The organism is Bacillota bacterium, from assembly GCA_040755295.1.
In the GTDB taxonomy this organism is placed as follows: Bacteria; Bacillota; Desulfotomaculia; order Desulfotomaculales; family Ammonificaceae; genus SURF-55.
Genome location: JBFMBK010000006.1, coordinates 1 through 24188, shown reverse-complemented (window position 1 = coordinate 24188; position 24188 = coordinate 1). Strand labels below are relative to the sequence as shown.

General features: G+C 54.8%; 19 protein-coding genes and 1 tRNA gene. 16 read left to right on the top strand and 4 right to left on the bottom strand.

The window, feature by feature from the left end; translation table 11 throughout:
* Nucleotides 1–5: 5 nt before the first annotated feature.
* A complete protein-coding gene (locus AB1500_06080) occupies nucleotides 6–2039 on the bottom strand; it encodes a CoB--CoM heterodisulfide reductase iron-sulfur subunit A family protein (GenBank protein MEW6182732.1) in 2034 nt (677 codons plus the stop codon).
* 423 nt (nucleotides 2040–2462) lie between these two features.
* Here AB1500_06080 and AB1500_06075 point away from each other — a divergent pair.
* Nucleotides 2463–2546: transfer RNA gene (locus AB1500_06075), tRNA-Leu, on the top strand.
* Nucleotides 2547–2643: 97 nt separating this feature from the next.
* Here AB1500_06075 and AB1500_06070 read toward each other — a convergent pair.
* Nucleotides 2644–3819, bottom strand: a complete 1176-nt coding sequence (locus AB1500_06070) for a stalk domain-containing protein (GenBank protein ID MEW6182731.1) — start codon at nucleotides 3817–3819, stop codon at nucleotides 2644–2646.
* 300 nt (nucleotides 3820–4119) lie between these two features.
* Nucleotides 4120–4644, bottom strand: a complete 525-nt coding sequence (locus AB1500_06065) for a GNAT family N-acetyltransferase (GenBank protein ID MEW6182730.1) — start codon at nucleotides 4642–4644, stop codon at nucleotides 4120–4122.
* A 630-nt stretch (nucleotides 4645–5274) separates the two neighbouring features.
* Between AB1500_06065 and AB1500_06060 the strand changes: the two genes are divergently transcribed.
* The gene (locus AB1500_06060) at nucleotides 5275–5805 is read left to right on the top strand and encodes a hypothetical protein (GenBank protein ID MEW6182729.1); all 531 of its coding nucleotides are present in this window, start codon (nucleotides 5275–5277) and stop codon (nucleotides 5803–5805) included.
* Nucleotides 5806–5886: 81 nt separating this feature from the next.
* Here AB1500_06060 and AB1500_06055 read toward each other — a convergent pair whose 3' ends face one another.
* On the bottom strand, nucleotides 5887–6765 hold the full coding sequence (locus tag AB1500_06055) for a patatin-like phospholipase family protein (protein MEW6182728.1): 879 nt from the start codon (nucleotides 6763–6765) through the stop codon (nucleotides 5887–5889).
* Nucleotides 6766–7141: 376 nt separating this feature from the next.
* Here AB1500_06055 and AB1500_06050 point away from each other — a divergent pair, with 376 nt between their 5' ends.
* From AB1500_06050 to AB1500_05985, 14 genes are all read left to right on the top strand, one after another.
* Nucleotides 7142–7609 (top strand): CtsR family transcriptional regulator, encoded by a 468-nt coding sequence (locus AB1500_06050; GenBank protein MEW6182727.1) that lies wholly within the window; start codon nucleotides 7142–7144, stop codon nucleotides 7607–7609.
* A gap of 19 nt (nucleotides 7610–7628) precedes the next feature.
* On the top strand, nucleotides 7629–8135 hold the full coding sequence (locus AB1500_06045) for a UvrB/UvrC motif-containing protein (GenBank protein MEW6182726.1): 507 nt from the start codon (nucleotides 7629–7631) through the stop codon (nucleotides 8133–8135).
* Nucleotide 8136: 1 nt separating this feature from the next.
* Entirely contained in the window at nucleotides 8137–9231 is a 1095-nt protein-coding gene (locus tag AB1500_06040) for a protein arginine kinase (protein ID MEW6182725.1), read from the top strand.
* A 182-nt stretch (nucleotides 9232–9413) separates the two neighbouring features.
* Entirely contained in the window at nucleotides 9414–11840 is a 2427-nt protein-coding gene (locus AB1500_06035) for an ATP-dependent Clp protease ATP-binding subunit (protein MEW6182724.1), read from the top strand.
* Nucleotides 11841–12036: 196 nt separating this feature from the next.
* Nucleotides 12037–13371, top strand: coding sequence for a DNA repair protein RadA (gene radA / locus AB1500_06030; GenBank protein MEW6182723.1), 1335 nt, complete (start codon nucleotides 12037–12039; stop codon nucleotides 13369–13371).
* Between the two features lie 243 nt (nucleotides 13372–13614).
* Nucleotides 13615–14673, top strand: a complete 1059-nt coding sequence (disA, locus tag AB1500_06025; GenBank protein MEW6182722.1) for a DNA integrity scanning diadenylate cyclase DisA — start codon at nucleotides 13615–13617, stop codon at nucleotides 14671–14673.
* A 133-nt stretch (nucleotides 14674–14806) separates the two neighbouring features.
* Nucleotides 14807–15283, top strand: coding sequence for a CarD family transcriptional regulator (locus AB1500_06020; protein MEW6182721.1), 477 nt, complete (start codon nucleotides 14807–14809; stop codon nucleotides 15281–15283).
* A 358-nt stretch (nucleotides 15284–15641) separates the two neighbouring features.
* Complete coding sequence (locus AB1500_06015; GenBank protein ID MEW6182720.1) at nucleotides 15642–16760, top strand: PIN domain-containing protein; 1119 nt, start codon at nucleotides 15642–15644, stop codon at nucleotides 16758–16760.
* A gap of 198 nt (nucleotides 16761–16958) precedes the next feature.
* The gene (ispD, locus tag AB1500_06010; GenBank protein MEW6182719.1) at nucleotides 16959–18125 is read left to right on the top strand and encodes a 2-C-methyl-D-erythritol 4-phosphate cytidylyltransferase; all 1167 of its coding nucleotides are present in this window, start codon (nucleotides 16959–16961) and stop codon (nucleotides 18123–18125) included.
* 181 nt (nucleotides 18126–18306) lie between these two features.
* Nucleotides 18307–19734 (top strand): cysteine--tRNA ligase, encoded by a 1428-nt coding sequence (gene cysS, locus AB1500_06005; GenBank protein ID MEW6182718.1) that lies wholly within the window; start codon nucleotides 18307–18309, stop codon nucleotides 19732–19734.
* A 154-nt stretch (nucleotides 19735–19888) separates the two neighbouring features.
* On the top strand, nucleotides 19889–20629 hold the full coding sequence (gene rlmB / locus AB1500_06000) for a 23S rRNA (guanosine(2251)-2'-O)-methyltransferase RlmB (protein ID MEW6182717.1): 741 nt from the start codon (nucleotides 19889–19891) through the stop codon (nucleotides 20627–20629).
* On the top strand, nucleotides 20577–21131 hold the full coding sequence (locus tag AB1500_05995; protein MEW6182716.1) for an NYN domain-containing protein: 555 nt from the start codon (nucleotides 20577–20579) through the stop codon (nucleotides 21129–21131). The genes rlmB and AB1500_05995 overlap by 53 nt, the downstream gene beginning before the upstream one ends.
* Nucleotides 21132–21223: 92 nt before the next feature.
* Nucleotides 21224–21871, top strand: coding sequence for an RNA polymerase sporulation sigma factor SigH (gene sigH, locus AB1500_05990; protein MEW6182715.1), 648 nt, complete (start codon nucleotides 21224–21226; stop codon nucleotides 21869–21871).
* A gap of 353 nt (nucleotides 21872–22224) precedes the next feature.
* Nucleotides 22225–23715 (top strand): B12-binding domain-containing radical SAM protein, encoded by a 1491-nt coding sequence (locus tag AB1500_05985; protein MEW6182714.1) that lies wholly within the window; start codon nucleotides 22225–22227, stop codon nucleotides 23713–23715.
* Nucleotides 23716–24188 lie beyond the last annotated feature (473 nt).

Below are 24188 nucleotides of genomic sequence, written 5' to 3'. Positions count from 1 at the left end.
GGTTTTCAGGCACCGGATGCGTCCCCTGCTGCGATGGTCAATGCTTCGATCTGTGCCTCGATCTGTTCGGCGGTAAACCCGTGCAGCTTAACGGCCCTAGAAGGGCATGCCGCGGCGCATACACCGCAACCGGCGCAAAGCGCTTCATCGATCCTTGCGCGGAGAATCTCCCCGAGCGAGATTATCTTTATGGCGGAATACGGGCAGAGCGGCACGCAAATACCGCAGCCGCTGCATTTTTCCTGGTCGATTTCGGAGGTAAGGGGGTCCACCGCAACCCTGCCCAAGGTAAGCGGTATCGCTGCCGCTGAAGAAGCCGCCCGAGCCTGGGAAACGGATTCAGGAATATCCTTCGGTCCCTGTACGCAGCCTGCGATGTAGATCCCCCTTACTGAGGTTTCCACAGGATACAGCTTGGTGTGGGCTTCTTTCAGAAAGCCTTCGGCGCCGCAGGTTACGCCAAGTTTACGCGCCAGCTCTTTAAGGCCGGTCGGAGGCTCCATGGCCGTGGCCAGTACCACCAGATCGGATTCGAGCTCGACGGGTCCGGCTATGTCCACATCGTAAGCGCGCACTCTCAAGCGGTCACCCGACAGTTCGTCTACCGCGCCGACCCGTCCCCTGATAACCCTCACACCCAGGTCGCGGCAGTAGTTGTAATACTCTTCGAAATCCTTGCCGCCCGTTCTGACGTCAATGAAGAAGATGAACACGTTCGTGTCCGGACACTTCCTCTTGACCAACCGGGCTTCTTTAAGCATGTACATACAGCACACCTTCGAGCAGTATGTATGATGGTGCTTATCCCTGCTACCCACGCAGGAAATGAAAGCCACGGTGTCCGGTGTTTTCCCGTCCGACAGCCGCTTGAGTTCCCCTTGCGTGGGGCCGGTGGCGGCCAGCAGACGTTCCAGTTCCAGGGAGGTGATTACATTCGGCGATTCCGGCGAGTATTCTTTGAAGGGGTGTTTGTCCATGGCTTTAAAGCCTGCGGCCGTAATGATAGTCCCGACATTAAGTTCGACGACCTCACCCCGGGGGTTGTAGGCGACGGACCTGTCGCAGGCGCCGGTCTTGCACGTCTTTTCGCAGGGCGCCGCAACGGGCTCGCCGGTTTTCGAATGAAGGCGCGGTTGTGTTCCGAAGTCGCGCCCGGCGCAGTTGAGACAATGTGCCGCGTCGACCACGGCTTTCCTGGGTACGGCCTGCGGAAACTCGATATAAACCGCCTTGCGGTTATACATGCCCTGGTTGAACTCGTCGGCGACCTCGTGCGGGCAGGCTTTGACGCAGTCACCGCAGCCCGTGCACCTGTTCCAGTCCACGTAAGTCTGTTTCCTTCTGACCTTTACCTTGAAATTCCCGATGGAGCCGTCCACGGACTCGATTTCGGAAAAAGTCAAAAGCTCGATATTTGGATGATTTCCTACCTGGACCATAACCGGGGTAAGGATGCACGCCGAGCAGTCATTCGTGGGGAAGGTCCTGTCCAGTTTGGCCATGTTGCCGCCGACCGACGGGTTCCTGTCCACCAAATAAACCTTGTATCCCATCTCAGCCAGGTCCAGTGCGGCAAACATTCCGGTTACGCCGGCGCCGATCACCAAGGAGGCCCTGGTGACTTCCACGAACCTTTCCCGCAACGGTTCAAGCAGAAAGGCCTTGGCCACCGCGCTGCCGATTAGTTTTTCAGCCTTCCGGGTAGCCCCGTCCTTGTCGTTCCAGTGTACCCAACTGTCCTGGTCGCGGATGTTGGCCATTTCAACCAGGTATTTGTTAAGTCCGCCGTCTTCCAACGTTTTACGAAAAACCGGCTCATGCGTGCGCGGTGTACAGGCCGCGACCACGACCCGGTCTACAAGATCCTCTTTTAGGTCCTGTTTTATCAGTTCCTGTCCGGGATCCGAACACATGAAGAGATAGTCCCTAACGACCTTTACGTCCGGGAGACCCGCAGCGTATGCTCTTACCTCTTCGATGTTTATCGCGCCCGCGATATTTTCACCGCAGTGACAAATGTAAACGCCAATCTTGGGCACTTTATCCCTCCTACACAATGGGATGATAAAATTCGGACCGTGTTCGCTGGTCGGTGCAGGAATTCCCTCCAAGATTGTAAAGAGCCATACGGTTTGCGTGTCGTAACACGGGGACGGTGTATTAAAATGGAAAAACCATAAAACGACATGATGTATCAACCTTCATCTTTCGGTAACATATTTCCAAATTCCTGCTTATTCTTGTTTTAGCCGGAAGGTAATAATTACCGGGAGGCGGCAAGAAAGCAATTAACCACAGAGAACACAGAGGATGGTACAGAGGATACGTAGTGGAAAAGAGGGAAACATGGGATTAATTGTGCCTCTGGGTAAAATATTTTGGTTCCGGCTTGTCCGGGTTAGGGGAAGACTAAATTGACGTCACGAAGGGGGCGTTTTATAATAACCTTAGACCGGCGTAATGCGGGTGTGGCGGAACGGCAGACGCGCCAGACTTAGGATCTGGTGGTTAACACCGTGGGGGTTCAAGTCCCTCCACCCGCACCATACAAGAGCATCAAGGACTTCAAGTTAAACCGAAGTCCTTTAATTTTATTTAGCAAAATGCTTTTGCCTTGTTGTGAATGCTGTTTTTCAGGAAGGCTCAACCTTCTTCACACACCACATAATATACCTTACCGTCGGCGAGGATAACGACCGCACCGTCCAGGTCCGTTCGGTGGACGAGGGCGCCGGCGTCAGACAGCCGCTGTAGTGTTGAAGCCGCCGGGTGGCCGTATCTGTTGCCCGCGCCAACGCTGATTATCGCGGTTTCCGGCCGTACCGTTTCCAAAAACGCTTGCGACGTGCCGGTTGCCCCCCCGTGGTAACCCACCTTAAGCACGTCGACGTCTTCGAGCTTGCTCAGGATATCGGACTCCTCTGCGGTTTCCATATCACCGGTAAACAGAATCTGCACGCCGCCATATTTTAGTAAGGTTACGACCGAGTTGTCGTTGATACCGGGGTAAGACTTAACCGGCCCGATGACCGAGAACTCAGCCCGATCGTAAGTCCACGTCTGGCCGTCCGCCCTTTCATAGTTGCAGTTTTCGGCTTTGACCGCCGCCCGGTAGTCGCGATAGGCAGCGGTGTCAACGGCCATACCGTTGTCCGCCACGGTCTCCACCTTAAAAGCCGCCAGCACGTCGTCAAGCCCGCCGATATGGTCCTCATGGGGGTGAGTGGCGATAAGAAGCTCTATATCGTCAACAAACTCGTCCTCCAGGTAGTTGACCACCGCGGAAATGTGGGTGTCGTCTCCGCCGTCGATGAGGATGTCGTTATTGTTTGGAAGTGAAATATATACCGCGTCACCCTGGCCGACATCGATAAAGTGGACCTCTATGTCTTCCATGGCGGACGTTATGGTTACCGTCTGTGTACCTCCCGTCCAGAGAACCTCCGCGTCAAAGGCGATGGAAACGAAACGCAGGGGGACCAGGGTGCGGCCGTTCATGATTTTAGCCGGGACATCAAGCAAGGCGGGTGAACCGTTGAAGGACACCAGACGGGAGCCTGCAGTCAGGCTGATGGTGGTTTGACCCTTCGCTGCCGTCACGGTCCGGGTATAACCGTCCCATTCAATGTTGGCGCCCAGGGCTTCAAAAATGGTCCGCATCGGCACCAACACCCGGCCCTGGTCGATCACCGGCGGCACATCGAATGAAAGCTGCCTGCCGTCGAGCACGACCTTAGGCGCCGCGAGGGCGGGCGGGGCGAGGAAGACGAAAAGAACGAGAAGTACCGGAAGGATGACAAGGCGATTCGCTGTTAACATAATACATCTCCCTCTTTTAATGAAAGTTCCTGCGAAAATTCGTGCATATCTGTACTGAGAATATTTCTAAGTTAAGCTTAAGCGATAGAGCCTTTGAGGTCCGTGCGTCAAGAAGGTCTATTCAGGGTCAAAATCCAGTGCCCAGGAGTTAGAATATATGGGGATTGCCGCTGATTCTATATTCTGAATTCTGGCTACTGACTTCTGAATTCTGACCTGAAACCCCTGCCTAAAAAGTTATATTCGGGCCTGCGGGGGGGAACCCCTGCGTTCTTTGTCGAATTCTTTGAGTCCGTTACATTAGGACTGCGCCCGCAGGGTCTGTATATCGGTCCAGCCATAAGAGATCAAGGTTGTTCTGAACCCGTCAATCTCCAGAACCTGCGAGCCGACTTGTCTGCCTCCGAGGTATTCATAAAAGCGACGGTAAGGGTTGTCCTTCAGGACCCACACCAGCATAGACCGAAGATCGGACCGTCCGAGTTCTTCCACCACCGATTGAACCAGGAGCCGGCCGATGCCCCGGCGTTGGTATTCCTTGAGCACGTAGATAGCATGTATCTCCCCGCGGTAGACCGGGTCACCGGTGCGTTCGGGGCCCGCCGCCGCAAAGCCGACGATCTCTCCCTCCTCTATTACCGCTGCGCAGATGAACACCCTGCTTCCGGGCAAAAAGAGTTCCCGGATGCTTCTTTCTCTATCGCTGCAAGACAACTGGTCCAGGTATCCGTCGGGAATGATTCCCCGGTAAGCGGTCCGCCAGGTTTCAACGTTTACACGGGCGATGGCCGGCGCGTCCGCCAACGTTGCTTTCCGAACGATCATTCGCGCCTCCCTTGTATAAGCGTTCTTTCGCAGGACGCGACGATAAGCAACGCATTTCGGAAGTCAGATGCAGGATGTCAGAGGTCAGAACTTCGAAAAATTCGCTACGCGAATTCCTTTTTTCTTCAGACTTCTGATTTCCGGCTTCCGACATCTGAATTCAGTACGCTCCGGTTCGTTTCGCAGGTCTTCCTTGCACTGCATCACTTCTCGTCGCGTTCCGTTTATGTTACTTTTCGGCATCTAAGTAAACGGCTTACGGGTCGCCCTATTTTCATTCTTCAGATGACGGCCCCAGGCCGCATGGCGAACCCTGGGTGACTTTGAATATATAAAGCGTTCATTTTGCACTTTGTCCATCGGCCTCTCTATACGCCGTATGCGGCGATACCATTGTTCTTAGGCAAGCGTTGTAATCGGAAAACTGCTGTAAGTCGCAAACGCCTTTATTATACAACAACTACAACAACCGTACGGGAAGGATGTTATTCGATATCCAAAATCTATACAATTTTGTCGATTTACGTTATAATATTATCGGTTTCATGCGCAGCGCGTGGATTATTAATGTTCTTCAACTCATGGGTTTGGTTGGGCGGCGAAATAAACCGATACGAGGGGTGGGAGCAAGTGCTTTTTTATCGTGTCGGTCTCACTGCTCCAACCGGCGGTATCATCACGCCGGTGTTAAATGCGGCTGACAGAAACGGGACCGTGAACAACGGTGTCAGCCCAGCCCAGACTCCTCCGGAGAAACGACCCGTTTCTGATCAGGGCGTTGGTGTAAGCAGAGGCGAGGAGTCCGAGAAGGTTCTGAAAAGACTGGGCGTTAAGGAATGCCAGACCTGTAAGCAAAGACAGTACCGGGATGTTTCCAACGATCCCGGAGTTTCTTTCAAATCTCCAACGCATGTTTCCCCCGAAGCGGCATACATGGCGGTTTCCGCCCATGAACAGGAGCACGTTCTACACGCGCAGGCCCGCGCCGAATTAGAGGGCAGGGAAATTGTCTATCAAAATGTTCAGATAAGCACCAGTGTTTGCCCCGAATGCGGCCGGGTTTACGTTTCCGGCGGTAAAACGACGACGGTAACGCGAAAGGCCGAGGAAACCGCACCCCCGCAAACGACCCCGGGTCTCATCGTAGATAAACGTGCCTAACCACACGACCGCTTCAGGAAAGCGCCGGAGAAACTCCCTGCCTGATAACCTTGATTTGCGGTGATTAACACATGCTTATTATTATTTCAGGAGCCTTGAGATTTCTGGGAGACCAGCCTGAGCCGCCTGCTCGCCGGCTTTGATATAGTGCGAACACTTGCTGAAATCCCAGCGGCCTGCGGCCTTTAACTCCGGTTTAATGACCAGGTCGGCGTAGGTTTCAAGTTCTTTGCGTTTGCCTTCGCTCATCGCCAGTTCCCAGGATTCCGCCAGTATATCCAACAAGCTTTCCATCGACTGGTTTTCGCCGCCGCCTGCCCCGACATCCACGGCCACAACGACCCTCGCCCCGGCCCACCGCGTGGCTTCCGCCGGCACGGTTTCCCGCACCGACCCGTCGACAAGCAGCATTTTACCGATACGTACGGGTTCAAACAGACCGGGTACTGTGCAGCTTGCGCGTACCGCCTGCGCCACGGGTGGGTTTGACAGAGGTAAAAACTCGTCCCTCCTCAGGGAGGATGACGTAAACAGCACCCGCTTGCCCGAGATAATATCCGTCGCCGTCACGACGAGCGGTATTTGCAACTCGGTAAAACGGAGTGCCCCGAACATCTTGTTAATGAAGGAAGTCAGGTTGGCGCCGGGCAATACGCCCAAAGGAGGTGCTTTCCCCCGCGTGGCACGGAATCTTTGGCTTATTTCGTACGCCGCCAGCCTCCATAGATTTCTTATCAGCCTGGGATCAAGGAAGTCGTCGGCGTGTAAGCTGCGTGCCATATCCTCCATCTCTTTTACAGACCATCCGGCGGCATATAGGCCGGCTACGAGACTTCCGGCGCTGGTGCCCGCCACAATCGACGGTCTGATTCCCTCGGCCTCCAGCGTCTTGAGCACGCCTATGTGCGCCATGCCGCGTACAAACCCGCCCCCGAGGGCAAGGCCTAATTCTTTCTTCATATTAATCACCTGTTTATGACTGTAACTATTCAGGTGTCCCGGTCGTCGGGCGCGGCATCTCGGCGCCCGGCACTCAACTCACCCGATAAAGACGGCGATGTCTAAGCCTTAGCGTATATTTGAGTGCCGGGTCAGATAAACACTAAGCGGCTGAATAGTTACTTATGAGTTATGCCGTCAAGGGCGCGATTGTTCTCCTGCGCGGCGATAAGGCAGCATTTTGGTGAAAATAATCGCCTTGGAAAGACAACTCCATATTTATCGTTTAATCCGGCAGACAATAGGTAAAAATCACTCGTAGGCAGCTTTGCAAATTTGTAGGGCATGATTTAAGGTTAAGGTTAGTTAAAGTCAAATATATTTTGGAGCGATGTTCATGGTATTCGTGCGCCTCTCGGACGAAATTGAAAGGCACATCAAGGCTTTGCTGGCACAGAGCCCTTCCGGGGAGATTGAGTTGCAGCGGAATTCCCTGGCGATCTATTTCCGTTGTGTGCCTTCGCAGATAAACTACGTCTTAGCCACGCGGTTTACACTGCAGCACGGGTTTTTGATTGAGAGCCGGCGGGGCGGAGGCGGGTTTCTGAGGATTTCGCGGTTGCCTTTGGGGACGTTCGAGGAGCTTGCGCGCGATATTTTCGAGTCTGCCGGGGAATCGGTCTCCCAGCCTGAAGCCGCTGCGGTGATAAAGAGACTTGAAGCGGAAGGGCTGATTTCCGTGAGGGAAGCAAGACTGATGCTGGCGGCGGTTTCTTCCGAGGTCATCAGGGAATCGCCGTCTGCCGGGAACAGACTGAGGGCGGCGCTGTTTAAGAATATGGTTGCGGCGGTGTTTAAACGGTAAGGATTTGGAGGGGAAGACCATGGTTTGCGAAAGATGCAACAAGAGACCGGCAACGGTTCACTATACGGAAATAACGAACAGCAAGAAGCAGGAGATACATCTTTGCGAGGAATGCGCGCGGGAGGCGGGGATTACCGGTTTCGGGGTAATGCCGCAGTTTGTGCTGCACAACCTTCTCGGCGGTTTGTATGAAGAGCAGAAGGCTCCGGTGGAACCGGCGTACGGCCGGTGTCTGAACTGCGGTTTAACGGAACAGGAGTTCGCAGGACGGGGGCTTTTCGGATGCGCCGACTGTTATACGTCGCTGCGTCCTGCGGTCGATCAAATCCTGCGGCGGGTTCACGGTACAACCCAGCATATAGGCAAGCTGCCGCAGCGCTGCGGAAAACTGGCCGGGAAGAAGCAGGAACTCAAACGTCTCCGCAGGGAACTTGAAGCGGTAGTGCGCAAGGAAGAATTCGAAAAAGCGGCGGAGATTCGAGACCGGATACGGGACCTTGAAAAGGGGTTGGAAGGGGGAAAGTAAAATGGCGTTGCGAGAAACTTTGGCCGACCCTCACAGCTACTGGATGGAGGGCGGCGGCGCGGAAGAGGACGTGGTGGTTTCCAGCCGGATCCGGATCGCCCGCAACCTTGCGACATACCCTTTCCCGCATCGCTTGAGTCGCGAGCAGGCGGGAGAAGTCATCCACGCCGTTCGTCTGGCAGTCGAGCGCCCCGAATCCGTCAAAAAGGTAGGCCGGTTCGAGGTGTCCCTTCTGGCCGAACTGACGCCGGTGGAGCGGCGAATTCTGGTGGAGAAACACCTGGTAAGCCCGGATTTCCTCAAGGGCGATCCTCAAGAGAAGGCGGTGGTTTTACGGTCGGACGAGATGGTGGGCATTATGGTCAACGAGGAAGATCACCTGCGCGTCCAGTGTCTGAAGCCGGGCCTGGCGCTTGAAGAGTGCTGGCGGCTGGCGAGCCGGGTGGATGATGAACTAGAGGCGACGCTCGAATATGCTTTCAACGAGGAATTCGGTTATCTCAGCGCTTGTCCGACCAATGTAGGGACGGGCATGCGTGCTTCGGTGATGATGCATCTTCCGGGCCTGGTTGCCACAAGGGTCCTGGAGGATGTTGTTTCCGGTTTGAGCAAGCTCGGTCTGGCGGTCCGCGGCCTTTACGGTGAGGGCACGAGGGCTGCCGGGGACCTATTCCAGATTTCAAACCAGATCACCCTCGGCCGGAGTGAGGACGAGATTATCAGCAACCTTACGGCTTTGGCCCGGCGGCTGGTAACTCAGGAACGCGAGTCCCGCCAGGGTCTCTACCAAAAACAGCGCGGGGCCCTGGAGGACAGGATTTTCCGTTCTTACGGGGTACTGCAGTACGCAAGGGTAATCAACTCGGAGGAGGCGATGCGCTGTCTTTCGGACCTGCGTCTCGGACTTGCGTTGAAAGTAATACAGATTATCCCGCTGGGTTTGGTATCCGAGCTTATGGTGCTTATCCAACCGGCCTTTCTCACCAAAATGGCCGGAAAAGAGCTTAAACCCTTTGAGCGTGATATGCTGCGGGCCCGGCTGATCCGCGAGCGTCTACAATCGGGTAAGAATGGAAAATACGGAAGTAAGAAGTAGTAGATTCGATTTGGATCCGGATTATTTTCAAGGGATTGCCCCATGCCGCCTTAGGCGGCACCACGAACGATGAAAATTTACGTGGAACCAGCGAGTTAAGTGTTATCACATAATCCTTTTCTTGATACATGGCGTTCTTGGTGTCTGGGCGGTTGATTTATTTTCTGAGGAGGTAGGACGAGATGTTCGGAAGATTTACAAGAAAGGCGCAGAAAGTACTGCTTCTGGCGCAGGAAGAAGCGCGCAGGATGCAATACCCGTTTGTCGGGACGGAACATATACTTCTCGGTTTGCTGCGCGAGGGTGAAGGGGTGGCGGCGAGGGTTTTGACGGAGATGGGTGTAGATCCCGAGTCCGTGCTGGCGCAGGTCAAGCAGATGGTGGAACCGGGTGAGAGCCCGGTTGCGCAAGAGGTAGCCCTTACACCGAGGGCGAAACGTGTCCTGGAACTGGCGATCGACGAGGCGCGCCATCTGGGTAACAACTACATCGGGACGGAGCACCTCCTTCTCGGTCTGATTCGGGAGGGCGAAGGAATAGCGGCGCGGGTCCTGGGTGCTTCCGGTATCGAACTGGAACGCGTCCGGGCGGCGGTGGTGGAGGCGATCGGCAACGGTGTCCCCGGCGGCCCCGGACCGGGGGTGGAGAAGGGCGCGAATAAGACCCCGGTACTGGACCAGTATGCGCGCGACCTCACACACCTGGCGAAGGAGGACAGGCTCGACCCGGTAATCGGACGGCAGAACGAAATCGAACGGGTTATTCAGATCCTCAGCCGGCGCACCAAAAATAACCCGGTGCTGATAGGCGACCCGGGCGTGGGAAAAACGGCGGTCGCCGAGGGCTTGGCGCAACGCATCTCGTCGGGCAAAGTGCCCGAGGTGCTGGAGAACAAGCGCGTGGTGGCGCTCGACATGGCTTCGGTGGTTGCGGGCACCAAATACCGCGGCGAGTTTGAGGAGCGCCTCAAGAAAATTGTTGACGAGATCAAAAGCGCCGGTAACGTTATCGTTTTTATCGACGAGTTGCACACCCTGATCGGCGCCGGCGCGGCCGAGGGAGCGATCGACGCCGCCAATATCCTGAAACCCGCATTGGCGCGGGGCGAGTTGCAGTGCATCGGCGCGACTACGCTTAACGAGTACCGCAAGCACATAGAGCGAGACCCTGCCCTGGAGCGCAGGTTCCAGCCGGTATCGGTGAACGAGCCGACGGTTGAGGACACCATCGCCATACTCAAGGGTTTGCGCGACCGTTACGAGGCGCACCACCGGGTCAGGATTACGGATGAAGCCATCGACGCGGCGGCAAGGCTGTCGGACCGTTATATCACCGACCGCTTTTTGCCGGATAAGGCCATAGACCTCGTTGATGAAGCCGCTTCGCGGGTGAGGCTCCGCGCTTTCACACCGCCGCCGGACCTCAAGGAGCTCGAGGAAGGTATAGAAGAACTGCGGAAGGAGAAAGAAGCGGCGATAACGGCGCAGGAGTTCGAAAAAGCGGCGCAGTTCCGCGACCAGGAGGCGCGGCTTCGCGGCGAAATCGAAACCGCGCGCGAGACATGGCGTGCCAAACAAACCGAAGGGGAACTCGTGGTAGGTCCTGAGGATATCGCGGAGATTGCGTCGAGCTGGACGGGCGTTCCGGTGAAGGAACTAAAGCTCGAAGAGACAGAGCGTTTATTGAAAATGGAGGAGACTCTTCACCAGCGCGTTGTCGGACAGGATGAGGCCGTGACCGCCGTATCCCGCGCCATCAGGCGCGCTCGGGCAGGGCTCAAGGACCCGCGGCGGCCGATAGGAAGCTTTATCTTCCTGGGGCCTACCGGTGTGGGTAAAACCGAACTGGCGAGAGCGCTTGCCGAGGTCCTTTTCGGGGATGAGGATGCCACGGTCCGAATCGATATGTCCGAATACATGGAGCGCCATACCGTGTCGCGGCTGGTCGGCGCACCGCCCGGCTATGTCGGACACGAAGAAGGCGGCCAACTCACGGAAGCGGTCAGGAGACGTCCGTATACGGTGGTGCTGCTTGACGAGATCGAGAAGGCGCACCCGGATGTCTTCAATATCCTGCTCCAGGTGATGGAAGACGGCAGGTTAACCGATTCCAAGGGGCGCACGGTCGATTTCAAGAACACGGTGATAATTATGACCTCCAACGTGGGCGTCAGCTTTCTGAAAAAAGAAGGAAGACTGGGGTTCAAGGCCGGCGAGGAACAAAAGGAAGCTTACAACACGATGAAGGAGCAGGTGATGGGCGAACTCCACCGCACCTTCAGGCCCGAGTTCCTGAACCGGGTCGATGAGATCATCGTCTTCCACGCGTTATCAAACGAGCACGTCCGGGCGATAGTGGATTTGATGCTCAAGGATGTGGCGAAAAGACTTCAGGAGCAAAATGTCGTGGTGGAGTTCAAAGAAGGCATGAAGGACCTTCTGGCGAAGGAAGGGATCGACGAAAAATTCGGCGCCAGGCCTCTGCGTCGTACCATTCAGCGTATGGTGGAGGATGAATTGTCCGAGGAACTTCTTAAGGGCACTTATACCAAGGGTGACAGGGTTGCCGTCGACGCCGTGCAGGGGAAAGTAACCGTGAAAAAGGTCTAAAAAGAGATTAATCCCGCCTTAATAAGCGGGATTTTTTATTCGGAGGCGTTACAATTACGGAACGCCGCCAGAAGGCGTGGCGCCAAGGTGGCCGTCGGACGGAGTCGAGCGTACTGAAGACTTACACTTTTTTTTTGTAGAAACATGATTTAAAATGTATACAGGTGTTTGTCTCTGGAAAAGTTAGGGGTTTGGTATGATTAAGACGGATTTCCAGTGCTCTGCTTGCGGTTACCAGTCAACCCGCTGGGTAGGCCGGTGCCCGGCCTGCGGGAACTGGGATTCATTCATAAACGTCATATCCGATTCCACGGATAAAAAGAAAAATAAAACCGGTGCGGTCCTTCATAACCTTCAAGAGACGGCCGCGGAAGAAATTCGCTTGCCTGTCGGCATCTCCGAATTTGACCGCGTTCTCGGCGGTGGAATCGTCCCCGGTTCCCTAATCCTTATCGGCGGCGACCCCGGTATCGGAAAATCCACCCTGCTCCTGCAGGTCGCCCGGAATCTCAGCAAGGGGGGCCCGGTGCTTTACGTCACCGGCGAAGAATCCGCAAGGCAGGTTTCCCTGCGGGCTAAACGACTGGGCATCGGTACCGCAAACATCTTTATAGCCGCGGAGACCGATGTGGAAGTGATTAAGGAGCATATTGAGGCGCTTAGCCCTCGCGCCGTGGTGATCGACTCGATCCAAACCACTACACAGCCCCAGGTGCAGGCGGTCCCGGGGAGTGTTGCGCAGGTCCGGGAATGCGCCGCCGAGTTTCAACAGGTGGCCAAGGGCACGGAAACGCCTGTCTTCCTCATCGGGCACGTTACCAAGGACGGTATTCTGGCCGGTCCGCGATTGCTGGAACACGCCGTCGACGTGGTGCTTTATTTTGAAGGCGACCGCCATCACAACTATCGCATCTTGCGCGGAGTAAAGAACCGTTTTGGAGCGACCGACGAAATAGGGGTCTTTGAAATGCGTGAGGAAGGGTTGGTGGACGTTGCGAACCCTTCGGCCCTTTTCCTGGGATCGGAGCAGCAGCACCCGGTGGTGGGATCGGTGGTTGTGCCGGTCCTTCAGGGGACGCGGCCGCTTTTGGTGGAGGTGCAGGCGCTTGTCTCTACAAACCCGTACGGCGTGCCCCGGCGAATGACGGCGGGCTTCGACATCAACCGGGCTGCGCTTCTGATTGCGGTTCTCGATAAAAAGGTCGGACTCAGGCTTGGAAACTGTGACACTTATATTAACGCCGTCGGCGGCGTAAAAATCGTTGAACCGGCCGCCGATCTGGCGGTCGCCGTAGCGGTGGCTTCAAGCCACCGGGAGGTGGCGGTTGTACCGGGTACGGTCGTAGTCGGTGAAGTAGGGCTGACCGGCGAGATACGTCCGGTCAACGCGCTCAATGCTCGTCTGAAGGAAGCGGCTAAACTCGGTTTTAAAAGAGCGGTTGTCTGTCCGGGGCCCGAGATTAAGAACCACCTCGAAACGGTCCGCGCGGCGACTCTCGGCGAGGCGCTGGAGGCCGCTCTGGAATCGTAACGGCGCCTGACCGTCCGGTTCCAAAAGCCCCCTGCCGGGGGATGCTTTTCTTTAAGAAAAGTGTTGCTGAACGAATTAACCGATAGAAAGACACCCAAAGTCTTTCGGCAGTTAACTTAGCAAAGGTCACGGAGACTGTTTGAGAAGTGAGATGTCTAACATCCCACCTCGCACTTCCCAATTGCTGGGCATAGTTTTGCAGCAGTCTTCTATACCTGGCGGCCGATACGAAGGAGGTCGTTCATGGAGAGGCAATTGCTGAAAATCCTGCGAACGGTGGCGCCTGGGACGCCGCTTAGAGAGGGTCTCGAACACATCCTGCGCTCAAAAAGCGGGGCGCTGATAGTCGTCGGCGATAACGACAAGGTAATGGAGATTGCGGAGGGAGGCTTTGTGGTCAACGCTGAGTTTTCACCCGCACGGTTGTACGAGCTTGCCAAAATGGACGGCGCGATAATTGTAAGCGAAGACACCAAACGAATTATGGCGGCCAACGCCCAGTTGATCCCCGATCTCAGTATCCCCTCTTCCGAGACCGGTATCAGACACCGGACGGCGGAACGGGTTGCGAAGCAGACCGGCATGCTGGTTATTTCGATCTCCCAGCGGCGCGGGGTGATCACCGTATACAAGGGTTCAACCAAATATGTTTTGAGGGATCTTGAGGTCGTCCTGGCCAAGGCCAACCAGGCAGTTCAGACCCTGGAAAAATACCGCGCAGTTCTGAACCAGGCGGTAGTTAACCTGACGGTGCTCGAATTTGAGGACACGGTTACTTTGTTCGAGGTCGCAAAGGCTATCCAGCGTACCGAGATGACCCTTCGCATAGTTAAGGAAATAGAACACTACATCTCCGAACTCGGCAGTGAGGGACGCCTGATAGTCATGCAGGTCGAAGAACTGGTAACAAACGTTGAAAACGAAGGTCTGTTAATTATTCAGGATTATTACGTGGTTGAAGAAAAAGCCCCCAAAGACATCCTGAGTATTATCGAAAGCTGGCCGGCGGAGGACCTTCTGGACCTTTCACTCATCGCCAGGGTCCTAGGTTTTTCCGGAGGCGCCGGGATCCTTGAGCAGGTCGTGTCACCGCGCGGTTACCGGATTCTGAGCCGGCTGCCCCGCCTGCCTTTCCCGGTTATCGAGAACATTGCGCGCACGTTTGGCAACTTCAGCCGGATTCTTCAAGCTTCTATCGAAGAACTCGACGACGTGGAAGGCATCGGTGAGACCCGGGCGCGTCTCATCAAGGAGGGTCTGAAGCGGTATTGGAATCAGCTGCTGCAGGAGCGGTACCGGTAAAATTTTTCTATTGTACGAGCAAAAATTATTTGACAGCCAAATTCGGTTATGTTAAAATACTACGCCCTTGACAAAACCGGCATCTGGTGATATCTTTATAGCGATAGGTTCATTAGCTCTGGGAGGTGGTCAGTTGTTCAAGATCGGTGACAAGGTTGTTTATCCCATGCACGGTGCTGGAGTGATCGAGGCGATCGAGGAGGAGGAGATCCTGGGAGAAACAAAAGAATACTACGTCCTACGTCTCCCCGTCGGCAACATGAAGGTGATGATCCCGATTGCAAACGGCGAAGAGATTGGACTCCGGCAGGTAATTGACAAAGATGAAGTCCGCCAGGTGATTACTCTTTTAAAGGCTTCTGCAAACGCGATGCCCACTAACTGGAATCACCGTTATCGGGCAAACTTAGAAAAGATAAAAAGCGGAAGTATATTTGCCGTGGCGGAGGTTGTACGCAATCTGGCCAGGAGGGAACGGGAAAAAGGTTTATCCTCAGGAGAAAAACGGATGCTGGAAAACGCCAAGCAAATTCTTATAAGTGAGCTGGTGCTGGCCACCGAACTTGAGGAGGACAAAGCTAAAAGCCTCTTAGACAAAGCGTTTGCGTAAAAACTGCGCCAGCAGGTCTGGCGCAGTTTTTGGTTTCGGGCATATTTTATCACTCGACTTAACTTGCGCTTGTGACCCGCAGACTAACGATTAAACTTTGACTCCTGTTGTTCGTTAAATCCCCTTATATTATTTAAAAACCGTAATCCGTCAACACAAAGGTGTTATAATCCGCGAAGTGTTCCGGGACACTGAAAAAAGTACGGATTGTATGAGTCTGGAGACCTCGGTTTTGACGCCAAGCCTCTTGATGGGGCAGGTGAAATTTTATAACGGTCTCCTTGAAGATGCTGCATAGAATCCGTATAATTGGGACAGAAGGTAAAGAAGAATCTCGGGAAAGGAGGTGAATCGGATTTTGATTCGCAGAGCGATTTTTTTCTTATTGGTTTTAGTCTTTGGCGGCGGCGGCGTGTTGGCCGGCCTCGTACTTTTACGGTTCCGGGAGTATCATTTAATAACGAATATCGGTCTTGTCTTTTTATTTGCCGCATTCGGGTTGGCGCTCGGCGGTTTACTTGCTCCCCGTCTGATAAACGGGGTTATTTGGATAACGACGAAAGGTGAGCAGTATCTTCAACGGATGCCGGTTGCAGATCTTTTAGCGGGAGTCCTTGGTTTAATTGCCGGACTTATAATTGCCAATTTATTCGGCGCCATCCTTAGTGCGTTAGGTTCGATCGGAACGGGAATCCGGCTCGGTATTACTGTTTTACTTGGGTACCTGGGCTTTTCCATAGGAGTGAAGAAACGCGAGGAGTTCTGGGGGATGATGGCTTCATTCTCTAAGTTGAGGGACAAGTCTTCCAAAGAGAATCGCGCACCGGGAAACGTAAAGGTTTTGGATACCAGTGCGATTATAGACGGGCGCATCGCTGACCTTTGCGCCAGCGGTTTTGTAGAAGGGGTGCTTATGATCCCGGTTTTCGTTCTTGATGAGTTGCAGCACATCGCTGATTCCAACGATATATTGAAGAGGAACCGCGGCCGCCGGGGGTTGGATATTCTCAACAGGATAAGGAAAGAGGCTCAGGTAAAGGTCCAGATATACGAGAACGTGCAGGACCTGGCTAACGTGCAGGAGGTTGACGCCAAGCTGGTTCAACTGGCAAAAAAGTCAAACGGGAAAATTATCACCACCGATTTCAACCTTAACAAGGTGGCGGAGCTTCAGGGAGTTAAGGTTCTGAACGTGAATGAATTGGCCAATGCCCTGCGGCCGATCGTCCTTCCGGGCGAGGAGATGGTCGTCCAGGTCGTGCGGGACGGCAAGGAAGCCGGTCAGGGAGTTGCTTACCTTGACGATGGGACGATGATAGTTGTAGACGGCGGGAAGAAACACATCGGCCAGCCGGTAAAGGTAGCGGTTACGAGCGTCTTGCAGACAACCGCCGGTAGAATGATATTCGCAAGACCGAAGACGCTAAGGGAAGAACCGGGGCCGACTAAGCTTGACGGGGTGAACGCGGTTGGTTGATTATTCAGGTGCCCCGGTCGTAGGGCGCGGCGATATACTGCGCATGGCTTTGTCAGCCAACCAGGGGCAGTGCTCACGTACCTTAATGTACGCTCCGCGCTACCCCAGGCTGGCTTTCGCGCCCTGCTTGCATCTCGCCGCGTTCCGTCAGCGAAACACTTCCGCCATTGTAATGCGAAAGGGTGATTAGTTACGCGGTTGGTTGATGCCGGCGCGGTGGTCGTTGCCGCCGGGCAGAGCGTCCGGATGGGAAGCGGTCCCAAAAAGCAGTTCCGCCTTTTGGGGGGCTTTCCGGTTATAAGCCGGACGCTTGCTGTTTTTGAAAAGGTGGCGGTGGTCAAGAGTGTGGTGCTTGTTGTCCCGCCGGGGGAAGAAGATTATTGCCGGCAGGAAATTGTTGAACCGGGCGGTTACCGGAAGGTTGTTTCGGTTATTCCCGGCGGAACGCAGCGGCAGGATTCGGTATGGGCGGGACTTCAATGCCTTCCCGGACCGCCGGACATAGTGGTGATTCATGACGGGGTGCGCCCTCTGGTGCGCCCTGAATACATCGAAGCCGCTGTTGATACCGCCGTTTCCTGGGGCGCAGCGGTCGTGGCCGTGCCGTCGAAGGATACGGTAAAGGTCGTAGGGGATTCGGGCTTCGTAACGGAAACCCTGCCGCGGGAGGTCCTCTACCTGACCCAGACGCCCCAGGTCTTTCGTTTTGAGATCCTGCTTGAGGCGCACCGCCGTGCCCAGCGGGAAGGTTTATACGGTTCGGACGACGCGGTCCTGGTAGAACGCTGCGGTCTGCCGGTGAAGGTGGTGCCCGGCGGGTATGAGAACCTTAAGCTGACCACGCCGGAGGATTTCATGATTGCATCGGCGCTAATTAGTCAAGGTGCTCCACTGCGGGTGGGTGTCGGTTATGACGTCCACCGTTTGGTTCCAGGAAGGCCTTTGATCCTGGGCGGCACATCGATTCCCTGGGGGAAAGGTCTTGAGGGCCATTCCGACGCGGACGTTCTCTGCCACGCGGTGATGGACGCCCTCTTGGGCGCGGCCGGTGAAGGGGACATCGGAATGCATTTTCCGCCTGACGATGCTGCCTACCGGGGCATTTGCAGTCTGGAATTGCTTTCCCGGGTCAATGAAATCATAACCGCACGCGGTTTCACGATAGGCAATGTGGACGCGGTGGTTGCAGCCGAAAAACCGCGCCTCGCGCCTTATATACCCGAGATGGGGAAGAACATCGCCGGGGTACTGGGCGCTCCCGCGTCGCGGATAAACATAAAGGCGACTACCACTGAAGGGTTGGGTTTCGCCGGCCGCGGGGAAGGGATAGCGGCTTACGCGGTGGCGCTTTTACAGCAGGAGTAGTAATCAGTAGACAGTAGTCAGTAGACAGTAGACAGTAGCCGGAGGGTAGAAGGTAGAAGACCGAAGTCAGAATCCAGAAGACTCGTGACTGAGGACTGAGGACTGAGGACCTTCGACTCGTGACTTAGAACCTTGGACTTTGAACTTTGAACTTTGAACTGATACAGGGGGATGGGTTTTGATAGAGCTTTACAACACCACAACCGGAAGAAAGGAAGAGCTTGTTCCCGCTGAACCGGGGCGGGTAAGGATATACTGCTGCGGCCCTACGACCTATAACTACATCCATCTGGGGAACGCCAGGACTTTCGTGATTTTTGACTCAATTCGCAGGTACCTGGAGTACTGCGGGTATAAGGTGGTTTACGTTCAGAACTTTACGGATGTGGACGACAAGATAATCAAAAGGGCCGGGGAAGAGGGAACGACACCGCAGGCCGTCGCGGCGAAATACACAAAGGCCTACTACGAAGACACCGATGCGTTGAATGTGCGGCGGGCGGATGTTCACCCCAAGGTATCCGAGCATATTCCGGAAATAATAGAGCTGATCGAAAACCTGGTGGCGAAGGGGTTTGCCTACGCGGCGGGCGGAGATGTTTATTTCGCGGTAAGGCGCTTTTCGGGGTACGGAAAGCTTTCCGGACGTCAAATAGACGACCTGCTGGCCGGAGCAAGGGTGGAACCGGGGGAAAACAAGCTGGACCCGCTTGATTTTGCGTTATGGAAGGCGGCGAAACCGGGAGAGCCGAAGTGGCCGAGTCCCTGGGGGGATGGGCGTCCCGGCTGGCATATAGAGTGCTCGGCGATGTCTCTGAAGTACCTCGGCAGCAACTTCGACATCCACGGAGGGGGCGCCGACCTCGTCTTCCCCCACCACGAGAACGAAGTCGCCCAGTCGGAAGCCGCAACGGGTGAGCCGTTTGCCCGCTACTGGGTCCATAACGCCTTTATCACCGTACGCCAGGAGAAGATGTCCAAATCGGTAGGCAACGTATTCCTGGTACGGGAGGTGCTGGAGCGCTACCCTGCCCCGGCGGTGCGGCTGTTCCTTCTCGGAACGCATTACCGGAGCCCGCTTGACTACGCGCCGGAGTACCTCGAAGCGGCCGTACGGGGTATGGAAAGGCTGAAAAACGGCTTTAGTCTTCTTGTGGAAGCGTTGGGCAGAGCCTCGCCCGGCAGGGGTGACGGTGTCCTTACCGACAATCTTATCGGCCTCGAAGAAGAATTCAAGACCGCCATGGACGACGACTTCAACACCGCGCGTGCCATAGCCTGCTTTTTCGACCTGGTCCGGGAGGTCAACACCGCGGTTCACGCGGCGCTGCTGCCGCCCAAAGAAACGCTGCAAAAGGCGATTGACCTTTTCTGCAACTTTAATCTTATTCTGGGGATATTCACGGAAGTAGACGGCAAGCCGCTGGTGGAAGAGGACAGAAACGGCGACGACCTGACCGTTAAGCTTTTGGACCTGATTATATCGGTCCGCCGGGATGCGCGGGAAAGGAAGGACTGGGCCACCGCCGACAACATACGCGATGGGCTCAAGGAGATAGGGATCACACTGGAAGACACCCCCGAAGGGGTAAGGTGGAAGAGGGTATAGGATTAGAATCCAGTAGTCAGAAGCCAGAAGTCAGTAGTAACGAGTTACGAGTCAGAAGATAGGGTTTCTCTTGTCTATTCTGAATTCTTGGATTCTGGATTCTCGACTTCTTGACCGCAAATCCAAATCTATGGAGGTTTGAATTTTGTCCGAGGTGCTCTACGGGCGGCATCCGGTAAAGGAGGCCCTGAGAAGCGGGCGTCCGCTGAATAAGATCCTGGTGGCGCGGGGCCTGGGCGGTCCGATGTTTCAAGAAGTCCGCAGCATGGCGATGGCGAAGGGAATACCGCTGCAGCTGGTGGACAGGCAGGCGCTTGACCGTTTGGCCGCCGGGGGGGTGCATCAGGGATACCTTGCCTTCCCGGCCGGTAAAGAATACGTCGGTGTTGACGATATCTTGAATAAGGCCAAAAAACCACCACTACTGGTAGTTCTTTCCCACGTTACCGACCCGCGCAACTTGGGTGCCATTTTGCGCACCACGGCTGCTTCGGGCGTGGACGGAGTGGTTGTTCCGACGCGGCGCGCGGCGGGGCTTACCGGCGAAGTTGCCAAGGCGGCCGCGGGCGCCGCGGAGTATATGCCTGTAGCCCGCGTTGCCAATATCGCCCGGACGCTCCGCGAGTTGAAAGGGCAGGGCTTGTGGGTTGTCGGCGCCGACGCCGGTGCGCCCCAAGTATTCTGGGATTTAAAACTTACAGGACCGCTGGCGGTGGTAATCGGGGGTGAGGAAAAAGGCCTGGGACGGGTTGTGCAAAAAGAGTGCGATTTATTGGTGCGGATACCGGTGATGGGGAGTATTACGTCGCTGAACGCTTCCGTAGCCGCGGCGCTTGTCCTTTATGAGGTTATCCGCCAACGACGTGAAGTTGATGCGCGAAGCGACGATAGTTGACGGTTACAACCTTATCTTTTTCCGGTTACAGGGGAAGGCTCCGGGCAAAGAGTTTGATATGGCGCATGCCCGGGACCGCCTCTTGAATCAACTGGCGCAGTATGCGGCCCTTACGGGCGTGGACGTGGTCGTGGTTTTTGACGCCTACCGGGTTAAAGGCGGTAAGGGGAGTGTCGAGCAGCGGGACGACGTCACGGTTATTTTTACCGCCGAAGGGGAAGCCGCCGATACGGTGATAGAGCGGTTGGCGGCCCAGTTGGCGGGGAGTTTCACCGTATCGGTGGTAACCGCCGACCGGGCGGAGCAGAGAATGGTACTGGGGCACGGGGCGCTACGCATACCGCCCAGGGAGTTCGATGCCATGGTCGCCGAGGTGATTCAGAGGTACCGGAACCAGGAATCGGTCTCTTCCCGACCCGGTGATGATTCCGTGGAAAGCCGGTTGACCGGCGGTATCCGAAAGATTATGGCGAAATGGCGCCTGGATAAAGGCAGAATTTGATAGGACTAATTTTTCTTGACGCCAATTGACCTGTTAGTTATAATGTGAAACATAAACGGCATGGACAACCATAACGAAGTGGGGGCGATAGGTTGAGCCTCAGCGGCTTGAACCGGCAGGCTTTCCCAGAATACGAAGTGCTGCAAGATGAAGAGATTGTGGAACATGCCAGGGAGGGCGATATTGAGGCCCAGGAGTACCTGATTAACAAGTATAAGAATTTTGTCCGGGCCAAGGCGCGGTCGTACTTCCTTATCGGAGCGGACCGTGAGGATATCATCCAGGAAGGCATGATTGGGCTTTATAAGGCGATACGCGATTTTCGGCTTGACAAGCTCTCTTCCTTCAGGGCTTTCGCCGAGTTGTGCATCACGCGGCAGATTATCACCGCGATTAAAACCGCTACCAGGCAGAAACATATCCCTTTAAACTCCTACGTTTCTTTAAACAAACCGATTTATGACGAAGACTCCGACCGTACGTTGTTGGATGTGGTGTCCGGCGCGCGGCTCACCGACCCGGAAGAGCTTATCATCAGCCGCGAAGAGTTTGACAACATCGAGGAGAAGATCGGCGAGCTTTTAAGCGCCCTGGAGTGGAAGGTTCTGATATCCTACCTTGACGGGAAGTCCTACCAGGAAATAGCCGAAGACCTTAAAAGACATGTAAAGTCGATTGATAACGCCCTCCAGCGGGTAAAGCGAAAATTGGAACGCTACCTTGAAAAACGAGACAACTAAGTAAACCCGGGGCGTAAGCCCCTTATTTTTTTCGGGGGATTACTTTCGTATAACGTGGTTTCCTGCACGAACATAACACCGCGCGTCTATGTCGTTTTTTCCTTCAGTTGACCCTATAGAGGAGCCGGAGGCGCTCCGCCATCCTTTCCTCTGATACAGGAGATTACCTTCGAGCTTTTTAAAAAAACTCCCATATATCACAGCATTATGGCATATTATAACTTTGACGCCTCTTTCTTTACTAATATATAATGCAACCATTGGGAGAAATATAAAAATAGGATGTTCGGCGGCAAATTCGCAGCGCGAGGTCCGATTTCAAAGTAGAATGAGGTGAAAAGGAGAAAGACCTTATGAATGTGATTCTGATTTACCCTGAGTTTCCGGATACATTTTGGAGTTTCAAGCACGTACTGAGATTCATACGCTTAAAGGCCTCCTCCCCGCCGCTCGGGCTGCTTACCGTAGCCTCGATGTTGCCGCCGGAGTGGAATAAACGTCTGGTGGATACCAATGTAAGAAGGCTCACCGGGGAAGACCTCGAGTGGGCCGACTACGCTTTCATCAGCGCCATGACCGTGCAGAGACAGTCCGCACACGAGGTTATTACCCGGTGCAAGGAAGCGGGAGTAACGGTCGTTGCGGGCGGTCCGCTCTTCACGACGGAGCAGGAACAGTTTGAGGCGGTTGATCACTTTGTCCTGAACGAAGCCGAGTTGACTTTGCCGGCGTTTTTGGACGATCTGCAGCAGGGGCGCGCCAAGCGTGTCTACGCGGCATCCGGATTTGCCGATATTCTAAAGACGCCTGTTCCCCAATGGGAATTGGCTGATTTAAAGAGCTACAGCACGATGAGCGTCCAATTTTCGCGGGGTTGCCCCTACAATTGCGAGTTCTGCAACGTGACGGCGCTGTTCGGCCGCCGTCCGCGTACAAAGGGCGCTCAACAGGTCATTGCCGAACTGGACGGTCTTTACGACCTGGGGTGGCGTAGGGGCGTATTCTTCGTTGACGACAACCTTATCGGTGACAAGAGGCGTCTTAAAAACGAGCTTTTACCCGCGCTGATCGAGTGGAGGAAAAACAAGGCGGGGTTTTCGTTCAACACTCAAGTCTCCATCAACCTCGCCGACGACGAGCAGCTGTTGAAGATGATGGTCGAGGCGGGCTTTCGTGTGGTCTTTATCGGGATCGAGACGCCTGACGAGGACAGCCTGGCCGAATGCAGCAAGAAACAGAACCTGAACCGTGACCTGGTCGAAAACGTAAGGCGCATCCAGCGGGCAGGGCTGCAGGTACAGGGAGGATTCATCGTCGGTTTTGACCACGACTCGCCCGTCACCTTCCAGCGGCTGATCAATTTTATTCAGAAAAGCGGGATTGTAACGGCGATGGTCGGTTTGCTTCAAGCCCCTCCCGGCACCAAGCTTTACGAGCGGATGAAACGGGCGGGGCGCCTGCTCGACCGGATGTCGGGGGACAACGTGGACGGCACGACCAATATCGTCCCGGTTATGAACCTTGATGTGTTGCGCAACGGATATAAGAACCTGATGCGGAACATCTATTCACCCGAGGTTTACTATGAGCGTGTCAAGACCTTCCTGCGTGAATACAAGGTGCCGGCGATTGAAGTCCCGCCGGACTTTGAGCATTTCTCGAAGTACATGCTTGCGTTCGTTGATTCCATCTTCCGCCTGGGCGTTGTAGGCAAGGAGCGGTTCCAGTATTGGAAGCTTTTCTTGTGGACGCTTTTTCACCGGCCCAAGTCGTTCCCGCTTGCCATCACATTCGCCATCTATGGCTACCATTTCCGCAAGATATGCGAACTGCGCGTCCGATAGGAATCCGATAGGGGCAGGACACATGGTGGAAAAGAAAAGGTATTAATTGAATTCTGCGCTCAAGAGCCAAATTCAAACCGATAGCCGTTTTTGGTTGGCGCATTAGCGAACATGCACGGAACACGGCGAGTAGTGATGCAGCAATGCGTTGTTTATCGCCGCGCCCACCGAAAGAAGAACTATTTTCAAGGGAATACCCCATACCGCCTTAGGCGGCGCCACGTCGAATAAAAATTTACGTGGAACCAGCTAGTTAAGTGTTATCACATAATCCTTTTCTATTTTCTTGATACATGGCGTTCTTGTCCAGCACTCAGAGCCTGAGTGCTGGATTGGCGGTTGATTTATTTTCGAAGCATTCCTGTAATGCTTTGAAACAAAGATTGACCAACAAAAAGACCTCCTGGTACAAATGGAGTTAGCGAAACAACCACAAATACCGAGGAGGTCAGATTGATGACAAAACGAACCAG